This is a genomic window from Thalassotalea sp. PP2-459 (assembly GCF_001913705.1).
GTDB classification, from domain to species: domain Bacteria; phylum Pseudomonadota; class Gammaproteobacteria; order Enterobacterales; family Alteromonadaceae; genus Thalassotalea_C; species Thalassotalea_C hakodatensis.
Map to the genome: position 1 here is coordinate 1 of NZ_MKQD01000015.1, position 16,815 is coordinate 16,815.

At 37.9% G+C, this 16,815-nt stretch carries 20 protein-coding genes and 1 other RNA gene; 3 read left to right on the forward strand and 18 right to left on the reverse strand.

Translation table 11 applies throughout. The features are described 5' to 3' along the window. Nucleotides 1–395 precede the first annotated feature (395 nt). Nucleotides 396–587, forward strand: a complete 192-nt coding sequence (locus BI291_RS01875; protein ID WP_074495920.1) for a hypothetical protein — start codon at nucleotides 396–398, stop codon at nucleotides 585–587. Between the two features lie 60 nt (nucleotides 588–647). On the opposite strand, the gene BI291_RS01880 is transcribed toward BI291_RS01875, so the two are convergent. The 12 genes from BI291_RS01880 to smpB all read right to left on the reverse strand — a co-directional run bounded on the left by BI291_RS01880 (nucleotide 648) and on the right by smpB (nucleotide 10,743). Beyond that, entirely contained in the window at nucleotides 648–2,210 is a 1,563-nt protein-coding gene (locus tag BI291_RS01880; RefSeq protein WP_074495922.1) for a site-specific integrase, read from the reverse strand. 222 nt (nucleotides 2,211–2,432) lie between these two features. Next, the gene (locus tag BI291_RS01885; RefSeq protein ID WP_074495924.1) at nucleotides 2,433–3,062 is read right to left on the reverse strand and encodes a hypothetical protein; all 630 of its coding nucleotides are present in this window, start codon (nucleotides 3,060–3,062) and stop codon (nucleotides 2,433–2,435) included. A 494-nt stretch (nucleotides 3,063–3,556) separates the two neighbouring features. After that, nucleotides 3,557–4,045 (reverse strand): hypothetical protein, encoded by a 489-nt coding sequence (locus BI291_RS01890; RefSeq protein WP_074496085.1) that lies wholly within the window; start codon nucleotides 4,043–4,045, stop codon nucleotides 3,557–3,559. 16 nt (nucleotides 4,046–4,061) lie between these two features. Continuing rightward, on the reverse strand, nucleotides 4,062–4,466 hold the full coding sequence (locus BI291_RS01895; protein WP_074495926.1) for a hypothetical protein: 405 nt from the start codon (nucleotides 4,464–4,466) through the stop codon (nucleotides 4,062–4,064). Between the two features lie 141 nt (nucleotides 4,467–4,607). Further along, complete coding sequence (locus BI291_RS01900) at nucleotides 4,608–5,903, reverse strand: VapE domain-containing protein (RefSeq protein ID WP_083601835.1); 1,296 nt, start codon at nucleotides 5,901–5,903, stop codon at nucleotides 4,608–4,610. Then, entirely contained in the window at nucleotides 5,900–6,931 is a 1,032-nt protein-coding gene (locus tag BI291_RS01905) for a hypothetical protein (protein WP_074495929.1), read from the reverse strand. The genes BI291_RS01900 and BI291_RS01905 overlap by 4 nt, the downstream gene beginning before the upstream one ends. A gap of 80 nt (nucleotides 6,932–7,011) precedes the next feature. Beyond that, nucleotides 7,012–7,464: a hypothetical protein gene (locus tag BI291_RS01910; RefSeq protein ID WP_074495931.1), complete on the reverse strand. Its 453-nt coding sequence runs from the start codon at nucleotides 7,462–7,464 to the stop codon at nucleotides 7,012–7,014. Between the two features lie 10 nt (nucleotides 7,465–7,474). Further along, nucleotides 7,475–7,729, reverse strand: coding sequence for an AlpA family transcriptional regulator (locus BI291_RS01915; protein ID WP_074495933.1), 255 nt, complete (start codon nucleotides 7,727–7,729; stop codon nucleotides 7,475–7,477). Between the two features lie 132 nt (nucleotides 7,730–7,861). Then, entirely contained in the window at nucleotides 7,862–8,404 is a 543-nt protein-coding gene (locus BI291_RS01920) for a hypothetical protein (RefSeq protein ID WP_074495935.1), read from the reverse strand. Next, nucleotides 8,401–9,639: an integrase domain-containing protein gene (locus BI291_RS01925; protein ID WP_074495938.1), complete on the reverse strand. Its 1,239-nt coding sequence runs from the start codon at nucleotides 9,637–9,639 to the stop codon at nucleotides 8,401–8,403. Before BI291_RS01925 ends, BI291_RS01920 begins: the two co-directional genes overlap by 4 nt. A gap of 176 nt (nucleotides 9,640–9,815) precedes the next feature. Then, nucleotides 9,816–10,167: a transfer-messenger RNA gene (ssrA, locus tag BI291_RS01930) on the reverse strand. Nucleotides 10,168–10,254: 87 nt separating this feature from the next. Next, nucleotides 10,255–10,743 carry an SsrA-binding protein SmpB gene (gene smpB, locus BI291_RS01935; protein ID WP_074495940.1) on the reverse strand — a complete coding sequence of 163 codons (489 nt, stop codon included), beginning with the start codon at nucleotides 10,741–10,743 and terminating at the stop codon, nucleotides 10,255–10,257. Nucleotides 10,744–10,842: 99 nt separating this feature from the next. On the opposite strand from smpB, the gene BI291_RS01940 reads away from it, so the two are divergent. Together BI291_RS01940 and BI291_RS01945 are read left to right on the forward strand one after the other, a co-directional pair. Continuing rightward, entirely contained in the window at nucleotides 10,843–11,286 is a 444-nt protein-coding gene (locus BI291_RS01940) for a type II toxin-antitoxin system RatA family toxin (RefSeq protein ID WP_074495942.1), read from the forward strand. Beyond that, the gene (locus BI291_RS01945) at nucleotides 11,267–11,641 is read left to right on the forward strand and encodes an RnfH family protein (protein ID WP_074495944.1); all 375 of its coding nucleotides are present in this window, start codon (nucleotides 11,267–11,269) and stop codon (nucleotides 11,639–11,641) included. The genes BI291_RS01940 and BI291_RS01945 overlap by 20 nt, the downstream gene beginning before the upstream one ends. 82 nt (nucleotides 11,642–11,723) lie before the next feature. On the opposite strand, the gene BI291_RS01950 is transcribed toward BI291_RS01945, so the two are convergent. Genes BI291_RS01950 through BI291_RS01975 form a run of 6 tightly spaced genes read right to left on the reverse strand, consistent with a single transcriptional unit; the run spans nucleotide 11,724 to nucleotide 16,782 of the window. After that, entirely contained in the window at nucleotides 11,724–13,001 is a 1,278-nt protein-coding gene (locus BI291_RS01950; protein ID WP_139302532.1) for a tetratricopeptide repeat protein, read from the reverse strand. Nucleotides 13,002–13,023: 22 nt separating this feature from the next. Beyond that, complete coding sequence (locus BI291_RS01955) at nucleotides 13,024–13,644, reverse strand: energy transducer TonB (protein WP_074495947.1); 621 nt, start codon at nucleotides 13,642–13,644, stop codon at nucleotides 13,024–13,026. Between the two features lie 2 nt (nucleotides 13,645–13,646). Further along, nucleotides 13,647–14,060 (reverse strand): biopolymer transporter ExbD, encoded by a 414-nt coding sequence (locus BI291_RS01960; RefSeq protein ID WP_074495949.1) that lies wholly within the window; start codon nucleotides 14,058–14,060, stop codon nucleotides 13,647–13,649. Between the two features lie 23 nt (nucleotides 14,061–14,083). Next, complete coding sequence (locus BI291_RS01965; protein ID WP_074495951.1) at nucleotides 14,084–14,611, reverse strand: MotA/TolQ/ExbB proton channel family protein; 528 nt, start codon at nucleotides 14,609–14,611, stop codon at nucleotides 14,084–14,086. A gap of 3 nt (nucleotides 14,612–14,614) precedes the next feature. Continuing rightward, the gene (locus BI291_RS01970) at nucleotides 14,615–15,994 is read right to left on the reverse strand and encodes a MotA/TolQ/ExbB proton channel family protein (protein ID WP_074495954.1); all 1,380 of its coding nucleotides are present in this window, start codon (nucleotides 15,992–15,994) and stop codon (nucleotides 14,615–14,617) included. Nucleotides 15,995–16,005: 11 nt separating this feature from the next. Beyond that, the gene (locus BI291_RS01975; RefSeq protein WP_074495956.1) at nucleotides 16,006–16,782 is read right to left on the reverse strand and encodes a DUF3450 domain-containing protein; all 777 of its coding nucleotides are present in this window, start codon (nucleotides 16,780–16,782) and stop codon (nucleotides 16,006–16,008) included. Nucleotides 16,783–16,815 lie beyond the last annotated feature (33 nt).

Genomic DNA, 16,815 nt, shown 5'->3' on the forward strand with positions numbered 1-16,815 from the left:
CACATGAGAGTCTGGGTAAGCTGCCGCCGGCAGCTTACCGAGAAAAACTGGAAAATTCTAATTTAGAACTGTGTCATTAATGGGGAAGTGGACAGGACTTCGTGATGCTAACTCAACAGAATTAGCTTTAGGTAGACAAACTGTTGTTAGCCTTATTGAGAGTTATCTTAAATATCTCGAGAAGTAATACCACTAATAAGCTGTTTAATCGGGACTTTTTACAGCCTGCTGAATTCCACTTCGCTACACAATTTTAGCAAAAAAATATCAGCTCCTTAAATGGGCGCTAGCTTTCTTTCACTTTCAACTATCACATATTGCATTTTTATAGTTAATTGCTGAATTAATTGATTTTTTATTATCCTTTTATAAACTCAAATAAAAAGGAGGATAAAATGAACTGGATCTCTTTAAAAAACTTCAATGACCTTCCCAAAAAAGCTTCATTTCTAATTTGGGAAAAGAAACAAGAAGAATGGTTAGAAGTCTCTGTTATAGAAGGCTCTATAATATGTCATTTCTTTAACGATGATATCGAAATACCATTGGAGAATGTTAGCCATTATTGCGTCCCAAGGAAGCCTTAACAAAGTTCATGAGAGACTTTAAATTGAAAAATATACTTCTCTCTAACAATTAATATATTGTCATTTGACTCTATTTTTAAACTTTTCATAATTTATATCGCTAAGAGGTAATTGAAAATCAACTGCATCGATTGCTTCTTTCAGAACTTCTAAACCAACTCCATGACCATAAACGTCAAAAGTGATTTCTCCTGTCTCGTGTCCAACAATATTTTTAATAATACGGCTTGGAATTAAATCTCCATTTAATTTAGTAGAAGACAATTTATTGATAAATGTATGTCTAAATGAATGAAAAACTACTTTAGATTTATCTGGAGCTTCTAAATTACATTTTACTTTAAAGTTCTCATTGAACCATTTTGATACTGCTCTTGCTACGCCATCTCTATGATCAGGCAATTCAAACAGTGGGATATTTTTTTCATCCACGTTAGTGGATTGACTTCTTTCAGATAAATATTCATCAAAACCCGCATTTGTAATCACATCAGGAATGGGAATTGTTCGTTTACTTGATTTAGTCTTAAGGCTTTTTCCATTGCCATCTTCGTTAAAGTCGAATGATTTAATGCCATTTATTGTAATGATATCACCAAGTGTTAATGTCGCTATTTCACTAATTCTAGCGCCGGTACATAAACCAATTAATGGTAACCAAAAATGAAATGGTTTAGGTTTTTCTCTTGCGAGCAACTTGTCACTGTATAAATAACTTGTAAACATTTTATTAAGGTGCTCTTTTGAAAAAGGTAACACATCAGTTTTTCTTTTTGCTTTTTCTTGTTTACCAATTTCTAGAATATGCTTGTAATCTTTATCTAAATAAGTTGATTTAACGCACCAAGCTAAAAACGGCTTGATCGTATTAAAGTGTGATTCTAGTCCTCTTGCGGATAGAGTTTCTAAAGTATTTGTTCTTGCGATATTTTTAAAGTGTTCTGGCCTATCAGAAGCAGATAGTGGTTTTATAAAGAGCTTATTTACGTTCTTAGGCAACTTACGTAAGGTACGCTGATAATTAGTAATAAGAGCCCCATTGAGCTCACTGATATGACGGCTGTGTCCTACAATGTCGGCAAACGCTAGAATGTACCCTTTACGTTGGCGTTTAACCTTTTCACTCCATGTGCCTTTATCATTGTGTTGTTCAATATACTCTTTAATTGCTTCATAAAGTGTAATAGTTGAGGTAATGGCAATGTTTGGTGAAGACATTGTACTCAACCTATTAATTGTTAATTCTTTTGACTTGATCACGTCTTCTTGCTGTTTCAATTTGGCATGAGCAGATATAAGTTCATATTTTAATTCATCGTTAGAATCTTCTAATTCAATTAACTTACTTTTGTTTTTATGTTGAGCAATTAAATTTTGTAAACAATTTTCTTTATTTTTGATATCGGAGTTCATAACACTACGCTGTATATTTATTTTTAGTTCTATCAGACTAGGAATATATTGATAATACCTTAACAAGGCTGTATCACGGCACTTTGTTTCTAGTGATCGCTTATATTCACGCTGAATATTAAAGCTCTTACAAATAGGCAGTGGAAAGCTGAAGCGAATAAAGTAAACACTATGTTTAGATTTGAAAAAATATGGAGGGTTTTTACGCATTTTGTACCACCTTTTCGTGATACTCCATGCGCTAACCGTATTATTTGCTAATAACAGTCTGATATTACTACTATTATTATAAAGTTGGTGGGCGGGGGACATCTGAATTTGTCTTTTAAGTAATTGTTATTATTTACTTAATGTTTTCTATTTTCGAATTAGACCCCCTAATCACTCCCCTAAACAGTTAAGCTACCATCTTTATTTCAATTATTTTTTATACTAACTATGTAATATTCGATTTAATTCATCTGGATCATTTAAAATAACCCCTAATTGCTTACCAGCCAGATTCCAATATTCTGTTTCAAGATTAATAAGCTCAAACTGCTTTTTAATAAAAGTCTTAAAGTGAAGCCCTTTAGGTTTAGGAAAATATTTTGAGCGTTCAAACAAGTCATTTACAAAGATATGGTCATTACTCCATAGCTTTCTTCGTTGCTTTCTAATTCGTCTTGCTAGCCTATCCATCTTGCTTTCGCTTTGGCTGGCGTAATGTACGTTTAAACATTCTCTGCAACTGTATGTCTTTTTTGTAGCAAGTAAATATTGCCGTTGATTAGTGCAGTAAGGACAAATTAAATATAGCTTGTTGCTGGCGCTACTATTGTCTAGTTGAAGTGGTACGGGGATTTGTTGATCGTTAATTGTGAATAACATCACGCGAGGCCATTTCTCATCATGTTCAATCAATTGGAAAAGCTGGTGCTGTTCGTCTAGCTCTGGTACTCGCAAGATATAATTTGCTGGTTCAGCATCAAGTAATTGTTTAAATGATCGAGCATAAATACGGTGATACTGTCCGATGTAACTTCGCTTTGTGATATGACCACAATGAAAACCTTTAGGCATAATTGACCTTTGTCATGCTGAGTAAGGTTTATTATACCAAGCTTTATTGTACGAAAAACAGGCGAAAATATCGGTTTTACAATTCAGATATGACAGCCGAAAATTATTTTAATGATTGTGAATATGACTTCCGAAAACTAACAAGCGGATTGCTTAACCACTCTCTTAACCATTTACTTAACCTCGCTGTGATGCTTATTTTATATGGGCTTAGCTGTTTTGGTTAAGTGGTTAAGTGATTTTCACTACTCTAGGCGATTTACTAGCCGTTTCTTTGTGTAGTCTATACCCTCAATACCACCACTAGTTATTCACGATTAAAATATCTTTATCCCTATTTTTACTTAACCACCTAACCAAAGTAGGGTAATACTATATAAATAAAGGGCTGTAGCATGGTTAAGTAATTTATGTTCACTTAACCATTGCTTAACCACTTAACCATCACTAAATAGAAACGGCTAGAGTATAAATGAATAGTAAATAGATTTTTTCTAGCTGCCTTTTCGAATAAAAATAGCGTCACCAATTTTGTTAAATGCGTTTTGATATACTTTAGGATCTTCAATTACTATATCGTGGGATGAATTTTGTCCGTAAGCAGAACTTGCGCTATTACTCACAACAAAATTTAATCTTATTTTTGTTGTTCCTTCCTTTAATAATTCAACAAAAGCTGTAGCATTTGTTTTAGTGTTCTGTGTTGCTCCACCCATTGCGGCTAAAAAGCTAGTGGTATTTTTTGTTGCGCTTTGAGCAGTTATAAAGCCAGTATCTTTGTCAGCACTTTTAACAATGTAACCAAGATCTTGAAATACTGAAAGAACTGATGCGAAAGCAATATTCTTATCACTTTCAAATTGCTGGGATTGAATTGCTTGAATTTCAAGGGCTGTTTTTTGCGGGGCTTTAGTACTAGCACACCCACCCAACAAAACAATAGATGATAAAAAAGTAGCAATAATTTTATTATTAATCTTCATAACTTTACCTTTCATATTAAAAACTCGTTGATCTACTTCTGAAATCAACAACTTTATCTGAGCTATCAAACTTTATTATTAGCGTAATTGTTTTGCTCGACTGCTCAAAACCCGATGTTTTACTCCCTCCGCCAAACAAAATCACTGTGCCATATGCTTCAGAAGAACTAGCATTTGCGACTGTGGCATGTTTTTGATAAGTCCATACTTCCCTCTCCGACGCGTCTATTGTCGTTATATTTGGCGCACCAAAAACTTCGAGCACTTCAGCTTTGGTGGTTTGGTTTTTTTTGAGGGTTAATTGGACTTGACCGTGTGTTAAATTTGAATTTTTAGTATTATTTATAGGCTGATTATTTGAAACGCAACCACAGAGCAGAGCGGCTAAGCCGACAATTGTAGCCAAGTATTTAGAAGTCATTTGAGTCCCTTTCATTATTTTTAATTGTACATTAATGTATAAAGCTTATTAATTCAATTGAATAGATATATAAAGGTTTATCACGTTAATAGCTTTTAGGTGCCAATTTTGCTTTTTAGACACCCAAAAAACAAGAAACGGCTATGTTTTAGACGGGAAACGATATTCTGTTTTATTACCGCGCGCTTTACGTTTTTTAATAAAGCTTTCTTCGGCTAGCTTCTTCAGTGCCTTACCAACTAAAGCGGTTTCTCTAGTAGTCAGGTTGTCATCATGATCTACCAACTCGCCAGCACTAAACCAACTTAACATATCATTACTAAAGTCATCATCTTTGACGTACTTGTCTTTGATATATTCGTACCAACTGCCTTTATCGTTGTATTGTTCATTTACTGACTGCGCTAGCTTGATTTCGTCGTCTGATAACATCCACCCATAGCCAGTTTCATACATGGTTTTAACTTCTAGCCAAAGCTGTTTTAAAAGCTCAGGGTTAGTCTGTTTTATTGAACCTGTACCGTCATAATACCAACCAAGTAGTTTATTCAATGTTGCCATATTAGCGGCCTTTGTCATTGCCAAAACAACAAAGCGACTTGATCCTGTTTCGTCTTTTAAGAAGTTGTCACCGTTCACCGTAGCAATAAAATGTGTTTGTCTTTGTTTTTTTATATCAGTTCTGGCGTATGGTGGGCGTATGGTATCAATAGATTTTGTAATAAACGCTTTTAGTGAACCTTGAGAATTTTTATTGGTACGCTCTAATTCACCTAGTTCGACAATTAAAGCTCTTATACACGCTAGTACACTGTCTTTATTGTCGGGGTTTAGTTCTGCTCCCTCTAAAAAAGCATTAGGTATAATGTTAGCTATTCGTTCAACAAAAGCGGTTTTTCTAAAAGATTGACTACCCTGTAATACTGGTACTAACTTACTTTTGAATATTGGCTCATATAATGATGCGACAACACCGACTAGCCAGCGTTTCATTGTTGCTTGTGCTAGTGCTTCATGTTCAGCATTTAAGCATGAAATAACTTTACTGACGCGCTCTATTCCATCCCATTCACCGTTATCAAGCCATTGTCTTACTGGGTGGTATTTGTTGTTTTCACATAATGCGACTAAATGATCTTCAATTGCTGCTTTTGGTAAACCCGAACGACTAGCAGCAGATATAAGTTCACTTTTTAATTGGTCATAAGACAAGGCTATTTTATCGCCTGTAATATCGTGCGTTTCTGGTTCAAACTCCATCATGTTAAAGCGAAAATCAACACCGCAATAATTAGCAAGCGCTTGTAAATTATCCGCTGTATTGGCAATTTTGGGCGAACCATTTGAACCAGTAACAATATCACTAAATTGTGGTCTATCTCTCTCGGTGTTTTCAGGTAATTCAATTTCAATAGGTTTTGTCGGTGCAGGGATCATGACAATACCCCCTGAAAAAACGCTGATTGAGCTTTTAAGTTTTGCTGGTTAATCGCATATTCTTTTTTATTGTGTTTATCTATAGCGCTAAAATGAGTCGCCGCAATATCTTTAATCGCTTGGCTGGTATTACCGCCATAACTGCGAATAGCGATAAAGTCGAACTGGTCGATACATTTACCAATAGCACAAGGATCGCTTTCATGGTGCGAGTAATAGCGCTCTCTGCCATCTGTATTACTTGTTAGTATATAAACGCCAGCTTTATTACTCGATGACTCAGGCGGTAAAAATGCTTTGCCTTGTCGCTTATAACCATACTGTAAAAGTAAGCTATCCCACTCATAATATGTGTTGATTGCGTCAATAATTGATACTTGATTGCCGACTAAGTTTTCTTTAAAGCAGGGTTTGATAATGGCTGATTTACTAGCCGTTTCTTGTTGTTGTTTTTGCTCGGCTATGAATGTTTTAGCATCACTTAATAACTTCGAACCTTGAGTATTAAAAGCGTCACCATAAACAATTTTATGTTGGTAATTATCACCTTTGAATCTAACGGGTAAGTACATAATTTGTTGCGGCCTGGTAGCGCAATCATCTGCCATGAATATATAGCTCAAATAGCTTTCTAAAGTCGCCCAATCGTTAAAACATAAAGCAGCGGCTAGTTGTATATAAACTCGGTATCTGTTGCCGTTATCGCCTTGCTGGTGGCTGGCTGTAGTATGAATGATAAAAGACGTAAAGCCCATATTAGCTAACGTGTCAGATATGCTTTCAATATCTAACTGGGTGTCGTCTAAGTCGAGTCTTAATAATGTAAAGTTATCATGTAATAAAACGGTTTCTTTTTGTTTGTTAGGCGCATCTGTAGCCGCTATTACTTCGGATTTATCCTTTGCTTGTTCTGGTGTAAAACTGCCAATATCAATAGGGTGTTTGATTCTATCGGTTAAGGTTTGCCAGTCAATATAGGTAAAGTTACTTGTAACCTTGTGACTTTTCGCTGTTAAAAATTTTGTCATGTTATATACTCTTAATGATAATTGACGGCTGTAGTTTGCCGACCGCACCGCCAGTTAGTTAATTGGAAAGTCTGCTTTGGTTAACCCTGAGTAGGCTTTTTTATTTCTGCATCGTTTGCAGCATCACCAAGCGATAACAGGTATTCCATTTGCGCCTCATTTAGCTCAACTAATGCTTTAGGAATACGCTTTTCTTCTTGCTGAGCTTTCCGTAGTGAAAATTTGGCTCTTTCTTTTCGCCTAATTTTTCTGGCTTCTGTATCAAGTGCCTGAGAACCTGCTAAATGCCGATAGTTTAATTTAAGACAACTATCACCATCATCGTCTTTGTAGCGGTCTATCAGCCAGTAACCAAACCTTTCTCCTTCTAGATCTTCAAGCGGAGCGCCATGATAACTTTCATTAATAGCTCTTATTGTTTTTCGTTTACTGCCATTGATTAACGAAATGAAAATAGGCCAAGATTTGCTGCATTGGGATGGTATGTTTTTTTGTTCTGCAGTTAATTGAATCGTTAAAAGTAAAGTTTCCATATCCCCCCCCTTATGCTACTTGCTTACGATGTTCGATAAGCTCTTGAACAAGAGCTTTGATTTGTTCGTTTGTCTTGCCCTCAATACGCGCTTGAATTACCGCTTCAATTTCATGTTGTAAATAAGCAACGGCACGATCACCGATCGATATGGCTGGCGGCATTAAACCTGATTGTTCATCAAGGAATAACGCTGACTTTGATCTGGCAGTTAATGCTAAAACGAGTGGACGACGGATGAGTTGGATCTGTGTATTAATTGTCATTTATGAATTCTCTCTAGTTGTGAATGATTCTAGAGAAACATAAATGTATTTAATTAATTAGCCAAAATGACATACACAATACAGGTAGTGGTTGTATTGTGTACGTGGCTTTATATCACTGATTTTAAATGATTATATTTCTGGATAATTATGTAATTTTGTTTTTAAATCTTTAACTAAATTTTTTAAGCTGGATACACTAATTCCAGCATTTTCAGCGGTATCTTTATCAAATTCTATTAAATTTTTTCTATAACTATTTAGTAACTCTATGGGCTCTTTTCTCATATTGTTAGCAATTTCAAAATAATCAGGAACGGTATTTTTTGACATTAGCTGTTCTATTATAGATCTTATATCTATTGTGTATAACGCTATATAGAGTCTTTCTTTAGGGTCTATTTTTAACTTACTTGCTGCTTTTTTATTTTGCTGCCTCCTTCCACTGATAATATCAGATACTATAGGTTTTAACTCTTCTGGGATGTTGTGTTCTGCGATCATTTCACTTAAGAGAGCTGGATCACAATAATCCCAAGCGTCAATAGCAGCAATCCAATTAAAGTTGTGAACAGCAATAGGATACCAATTTGTAACTTTGTTGGGGTCATAAATAAATTTATGCTCGGATTCGTGATGAACTTGTGTTCTTTTATGTCTTTGTATTTTCGTCACGCTACAACCTTGAAAATTTTCTTAGAATTACTTAATTCTCCAGTTTTAGCCTGTTCTATATGCTCAGACCACCAAGTCATCATTACCCGCCTACGTTCTAGGTACTCAGCGCGATTATAAGCTCGCCTTACTTCGTTTTTATCAACGTGTGCCAGTGCAGCTTCAATAACATCACCGTCAAAACCTTGTTCGTTTAAAGTAGTACTTGCTAACGCTCTCATACCATGAGCTACAAGTTTTTTATGAAAGCCCATACGTTTTAATGCTGCGTTGGCTGTTTGCTCGTTGGTATGTTTCCGAGGGTCTCTATCAGCAGGAAACAAATATTCTCTGTGTCCACTCATAGGTCTTAACCTTTCTAATATTTCTACCGCTTGGTCTGATAGCGGTATGGTGTGTTCGCGTTTTTTCTTCATGCGTTCGGCTGGAATAATCCATAACTTATTATCTAAGTCTATTTCTGACCATTTAGCGCCAGCTGCTTCACTTGGTCTAACCATCGTATGAAGTTGCCATTCAATTAAACAACGGGTCACAATTTTAATACTGGCGTAACTAATCGCCGTCATTAATTCAGGCAATTGATCAGGGGTAAGCGTTGGCATATTTTGTTTTTCAGGCTTTTTAAACGCTGCTTTGATCCCTGTTAACGGATTGGCATGAATAAGCCCTGTATTAACCGCATAGGTCATTATCTCGTTTAAACGCTGTGACAAGCGTTTAACGGTTTCAAGTGTGCCTTTTGCGGCAATTGGCTTTAGTTCTTCAATAACTAATGGCGCGGTAATATTACTAATAGGGTATGCGCCAAGCTTAGGTAACACATGAATTTCAAGTGAGCGCCAAATGTCATTGGCGTGATCTGCGCTGATTTCTATTTTTTTTACTTCGTACCAATTAGCCGCTACTTGTTGAAGTGTATTAATGAGCTTTCGCTTTTCTTCATTCACATTGGCTAGGCGATGATCTTTAGGGTCGATATCTTTGGCTAATAGTTCTATTGCGTTCTGTTTAAGTTTTCGCGCATCAGTCAAACTAAGATCAGGGTAATTACCTAAGCTTATTTCAGAACGTTTCTTAATAAATGGTTTGTTGTAAATGAATACCCAAGATTTTTTTCCATTTGGCTTAACTTTTAGCACTAACCCTGAACCGTCAAATAACTTATAAAGCTTATCTTTAGGCTTTGCTTGTTTAACTTCTGTAGGTGATAGTGGTTTAGTGATTCTAGCCATTTTAGGGGACTCAAAAGTTACTGATATTTACCTAGTCCCCTAAGATTACCCCTAAAATTATTAATTGTCACTGTTCGTTATTGAGTTTTATTGTCAGTACAATTTAGCTAAAGCCCAATTAAAACGTTTTTATAGACGAAAAAAAAGCCACTAAAAAGTGGCTTTAATATTGAAGGTGGTGGAGCGGGGGGGAGTTGAACCCCCGTCCGAAAAACCTACATCCTCGGTACTACATGCTTAGTCGATCATTTGTTTAACCAGTCAGACGCCGAACGACAGGCTTCTTTCTGGTGAGTCTGATACTGTTTCGCGGTTCACCCTCAGACAAGGTTCCCTCGCTAACCTAGTATTCTATGACCATCGCACCACTAGCCTACAGGTAAAGCTTTGTGGGGATGGCTAGCATTAAGCTGCTAGTGCGAACGTTTCGTCGTTTGCAACTATAGTTTTGCGGCTTTTTACCAGGCCAACCGCCCCTGGGCATGCACCTTGGGTTTCGCGAATCCCGTCGAATCCTAAATCCGCCCCAAAGTTTTGAGATTACTCTCAAGCGCTTATTGTACTGCGCTTTGATGAAATAAACAACGTGATAAATTTTAACCAATTGATTGTATGTTATTTATTCAAGTTTTTGTTTTTCATTAAGCGGCCTTTATCAATCTGCCACTCACGATCTTTAATATCAGCACGTTTATCGTGTGTTTTCTTACCTTTACCTAAGTAAAACTCTAATTTTACCCAGCATTGTTTCCAATACATCGCGGTCGCTATTAAAGAATAGCCATCTCGTTCTACAGCGCCTATCAGGCGATCTAGTTCGCGACGATTGAGTAATAGCTTTCGAGATCTTACCGGATCACATACCACATGGCTAGAGGCAGCATTTAACGGTAAAATTTCACCACCCACTAAAAATGCTTCGCCGTCTTTCACCATCACGTAACAGTCAGAAATATTGACCTTGCCGCTGCGGATACTTTTAATTTCCCAACCTTGAAGACTCATACCTGCTTCGAATTTGTCAGACAAATCGTAGTTGTGACGAGCTTTCTTATTGAGCGCAATTGTATTGCTATTTGATTGTTTTGATTTTTTCTTTCCCATAACGGCGCTCATTATACGCAGACTGCGGACGAATGAAATCATTTTCGACAATTATACCAAGCCTTTGCTATTATACTCGGCCAAATTCTAGGGGGAAAAATGCCAGTTATCAGTCGTAATGCGTTAGTGATGTTTAATTGTCAGCAAATGTATCAATTAATTAATGATATATCTGCATACCCCGAGTTTTTATCTGACTGCGGTGACAGTAAAATTATCGCGCAATCACCCGATAAAATGACCGCTTCTTTGCTAGTGTCAAAAGGTGGCTTAAAAAAATGGTTTACCACAGAAAATACGCTTGTTGAGAATGAACAGGTTCATATGTCGTTGCTTGATGGCCCCTTTAAATATCTTAATGGCAAGTGGCAGCTAACCCCTTTATCCGAAGAGGCTTGTAAAGTCAGTTTACATCTTGACTATGAGTTTTCGAGTAAAGTGCTTGATTTAGCCTTTGGCCGTGTGTTTAATAACATTGCAAACAACATGGTACAAGCGTTTACTGAGCGTGCTAAACACGTCTATGGAGCAAACATTGGATAATACCCCAAAGCCAAAAATTCAAATTGAAGTAGTTTATGGGACGCCTGAAAAGCAAGTGATCTTAACCATTACGGTACCGGATGATTACACCGTTGAACAAGCCATTGAGGCTTCAGATATAAAATCTACCTTTAAAGAAATTGATTTATCCGTCAATAAAGTGGGTATTTGGAACCGTACAGCGAAGTTAACAGATACTTTACAAGACTTTGATCGCATTGAAATATATCGCCCGCTTATTGCCGATCCTAAAGAAGTAAGAAAACGCCGAGCAGAAAAAGCAAAAAATGAAGGGCGCGCAGATAAAGTTACCGGCGGTAGAGTGAACCCTTTGCGAGGCAGTAACGAAAAATAGCCCAACAGGATTAACCTCCCGTTAGACTATTTCATTGCAAAGTACGTCTCGTACAAAACTTAATGTATATACCTGATAGTGATTAATTTAGCATAGCTAATTGGTCATGATGTAACTTTTCACGAGCAACATATTTAAGCCATTGACTTGCTGATTTTGCAGATGATTTAATTTGCTCTGCTTCTTCAAATGCTGACATTGATTCAGTGAAGTTTTTCAGATTAAAATGACTCATGCCTACGATTAAATGCATGTCACCAAGTCGTGTTACACCGCCCCGCTCAATGGCCTTTTCGGCAGATTCTATTGCTAATTGCCACTTTTCAGTATTCAAATAAGCTTGTGCTAATTGCGCATCAAACTTACCTGATTCTGCTATTTCAGCAGCTTTCACAAGCACTGGTATTGCTTTTTGATCTTCTTTTGCCGCCATTAACGATTGTGCTAGCATTTCTAAGTGCTTTTCATTAGCAATCACATTACCCTGTGCAATTTCTTTTTCTAACAACACAGCAGCTTTATAAGGCACATTATTGTAGCGATAAAGCTGTGCTAAGGTAATAATATCTTGCGCTTTGCTAATAAAGCCTGCTTGCCATGCCGATTCCATCGCTCCCATTTGTTTATCTTCGCGGCCAATTTCCCCGTACATCCCTGCAAGCTGCAACCAATATTCTGGTTTACTGTACAACTTAACCATGAGTTCCATCACTTCTGTGACCTTCTCTGGTTGTTTCAACTCATAATAGTTTGCACGTTGTAACACTAACCAATTTTCTTTGGGTATTTCACCATTGTGTTGCGCTAACGTAACTGCATTTTCAATAGCGACTAGTGATTTTTCATACTGCTTAGCTTGGTAATAGACCTGGGCAAATAATACATGCTGCTGCGACGTTAACGCTTTGGTATTGACATTTTTCCACTGAGTTAAATAAGAAAGCGTTTGCGTATAGTTTTGTTGTTGCATTGATAATTGCGCAAGCGAATAAAGCGTCGACATGCGTAAAGACTCTGGAATAGCTTGCTCAGCAATTACCTTGTTAAAACTCTCTATGGCTTTTGCAGTATTCTCATCAGCGTAATACATAAAACCGTAAAAATTCCACAACATCGCTTTTTCATAGCTGTTCATACTGTCGATACGCGTTTTTACTTCATCTAATACTGCTAATCCTGCGGGCCTATCACCATCGTCAGCAATTTGTTGAGCGCGGGCTAATTGTGTATAAACACGATTACGCATTGCGGGCACTCGCACTGACTCACGCTGTTCTTCTGCTTGAGCATCGCCAGTAATGAAAGTAGGTGCTGTATATAGAACAGATACACCGAGTAACATACCAATTATTGATTTCATTATCGTTCTCTCTTATTCGTGATTAACCGTCAATTTCGAAAGAAATTTTATTTTGAACACCTGCAACTTCCGTTGCTTCACCATCAACAACCCGTGGTTTGTACTTAAACTTTAAAGCCGCATCCTTTGCAGCAGCATCAAAAATACCTTCGGGTTTTGCTTCAAGTACGATTGGGTCTCGCACTGAGCCATTTTTCGTTACCGTAAACTCAACGATGACATAACCTTCTATCCCTCTTGACTGAGCTCGTCTTGGATAAATTGGCGCCACTTTAACGATCGGTAAATAGTCGCCATCTGCACTACTTAAATTTAAACCGCCAGATAAACCGGTATCTGCTTGAACATCAGCAGTAAAGTTGGTGCTTACGGCATTAGCATTAGGGTTTGCTTGCTGCATTTGCGGTTGCTGCATTTGTGGAGGTGGTGTTTTTGGCGTTGGCGGCTTTTGTGGCTTACGCTCTTTCTTTTGCACCGTTTCCTCTTGTTTTAATCGAATAAAATCAAGTACATTGCCTCGCGGTGGCTCAGACATAACATTGTTACCACCAGCAATAAGGCGTTGCATACTCCACAATAGTGCAATCGTCACCAATACCGCTAATGCGAAAGATATTGCATATCGAGTGACATTATCAAACATTACTAAGCCTCTTCCGCTGCAATTGATACATCGAATACACCTGCTGCTCTTGCTGAATCCATCACTTTGATCAATACGTCAGTCGTTGCTTTTTTATCCGCTTGAATAACAACTGTACCTTGTGGGTTTTCAGCCTTTAAACGTTCAATGTTCGCTTGTACTGCACGTACATCAACACGACGTTTATTGATCCAAATTTCACCTTTATCACTAATAGCCACAAGAATATTGGCACGCTCTTTTTTTACGGCAGTCGCTGCTTCAGGACGATTTACTTCAATGCCTGCCTCTTTAACAAAGGAAGCCGTAACAATAAAGAAAATAAGCAAGATGAACACAACATCAAGCATCGGTGTCATGTTAATTTCTTCAGCTTCTTCTTGTTCTTGTAAAACTTTTGATAATTGAGAACGCATGTTCTAACCTCTTAATCTCAAATTTAGTGCGCTAATGGCAGCGCATCTTCCATTTGCTCTGTACGACGCTTGGTTTTACGTTGTAACCAAGTGACAATAAATACGCCAGATAATGAACCAACCATACCAGCCATAGTAGGTATGGTTGCTTTTGATACCCCAGATGCCATTGAACGGGCATTACCACTGCCTGAAATAGCCATTACGTCGAATACTTCAATCATGCCGGTAACAGTTCCGAGTAAACCTAATAACGGACATAAAACAACTAAACTTTGAATTAATGCCACATTATGGTTTAGCGATTCTGTGACCCTAGATACATTGGCTATTCTAATTTGCTCAGCATTCCAAGAACTTCGTTCTCCCCTGCTTTGCCACGTTTGCATCATGTGTTTCTTCATTTTTTGATAACCTACAAAGAAAAAATACAAACGCTCGAATATGAGTAACCACATCAGGCATATAACACCGGCAATAACTGTAAGTACCTGACCACCGGTGTCCAAAAATTCGCGTATGCTATTCATCAACTCGATGAATATAACCATGAGCTAAGCTCCTTTCTTCGCCAATTCTTCGCTTTCAGCACGCTCAGCTATGATGCCTGCGCTTTGCTGTTGCAAAATATTAATAATGCCGCGACTACGCGTGTTTAATAACGTTGAGATAAATACCATTGGAATAGCAACAACCAAGCCTAATACTGTGGTAACAAGCGCTTGAGAGATACCACCAGCCATTAATTTAGGATCACCTGTACCAAATAATGTGATGGCTTGGAAGGTATTGATCATACCCGTTACCGTACCCAATAAACCGATAAGCGGTGCAACTACTGATACGATTTTTATTAACGTTAGTCGGCTCGTTATTTTGGGCACCTCGGCTAAAATACGTTCTGATAATTTCAATTCTAGCGTCTCAGTATCTGCATGTTTGTTCTCATCCTTAACCAGCATGACACGCCCTAATGGGTTATCGTTTGAGGCCACATCCGTTTTTAATTGACGATTAATTTTGCTACCCATTAAAAATAAGGTGATGAAACGTTCAAGGGCAATAAGTAATCCAACAGCACCGATGGCTAAGATGACATAACCTACCGCTCCACCTTGATCAACTCGCTCTTGTGTATCTGGCGCTTGAACAAGTAGACTTAAAATTGAACCGCCTGTTGGGTCTAACGCAAATGGCACTACATCACCATTACTTGACGTTAATGTTTGTGCTGACGATAAATAACGACTATTCGGTTGACGAATGAGTTCAGCCACAGAGCCTGTTTCATCGATATATTCAAGGTATTTACCCTTTGAAACTAAACTAAAACCACCAACTCGAATAACCTCTTGAGGCGACTTCGAGCCGTCTGCCGCGACAACTTCTCGGGTGAATTTGTGCACTTTACCGTTTTGCGTCATTTCACGTTGAAGCTCAAACCATAAACGTTCAATTTCTTCGATAGACGCCAGCTTTGATGTAGAGCCCATGCTTTGAGCGAATTCGTCTAAAAACTCCCCGCGGCCTGGAATTTGAGCAGAAACCACAGATGTTGTGAACTTACTGCGAGCATCACCTGCAACTTGTTGTAATACACCGAAAAGCTCTTTTAACTCACCCATTCGCTTATTTAGCGCTTCGATTCGATTGCCTAGTTCAATTTCGTTATTTTGAAAAGTTTCTTCAAGTTCTGTACTCAACTTGACAGCTTGATCACGAGTATTTTTCGCATCAGCTAACATTTGATCTTGCTGTGCTTTACGTGCGTTAAAGTCAGCTTCTCGCTGTTTATTTTCTTTACTTTGAGCAATCTGTCCTTGCTCTAACTGCTTTAACAGTTGGTCAAGTGATGCAGCTTGTTGTTGAGCAAATACACTTGTAGCCAACGTGCCAAGTAATAATGTGGTCAATAATTTGGTCATTTTCTTCATCGTTTTTCTCTTTACTCAGCAGATGTTTGTACAACAGGTGCCACGATTAAATCTGGGGCTAACTGTTTGCGTGCAATGCGTAAGGCTTTGTTGATATCGGTACGATAGCTAGCATCTAATGGTTGCCAACTTTCACTTTGCTGATCCCACATACCCATGTGCTGTCCATCACGGGTACGGTAAACTAAGCTCACGCGACCAATACGCAAAAAATCTACATCACGCTCTTCACCCGCAACGTTTTGTAAACCGGTATAAGCTTCTATGGTTCTTCCGTAATCAACTTCCACTTGGTAAGCTTCTAACACCTGTCTAAACTTTTCAGAAACAGATACGTCAGCACGAGTTAATGTTCGCTGTAATGCTTCAATACGGTTGTTGCGCTCTTCAGGTAAAAATGGCACATCAAGCGCCACAAACTGTGCAAGAGATTCGATCATACGTGCCATCAATGGTGAAACTTGACGTTCGATAACACTGACTTGTTCCATCGACACCGCTAATTGGGCTAATTCTGTTTGTTGGTTTTCAACCTGTGTTTGCATCTGTTGGTTATAAACATTCAAACCATCTATTTCTTTATTTAATGCTTTGAACTGTTGAAGTTTGGTTTGAATTTGTTCGCTAATACGATCAACACGCTTTTGTGATTTATTCGCAGAAGCGGTTATTTTCTTACCGGCTTCAACAACATCTTTTACGTCTGTCTGTTGAGCTGCTGCGCTTGACAAGGACAAGGTAATGGCGCCGAATAACAAACTTGTAGGAGCCAACTTGAACATTTTCATAGTTAAACCTTCATTATGTGTGAACTGCATAAA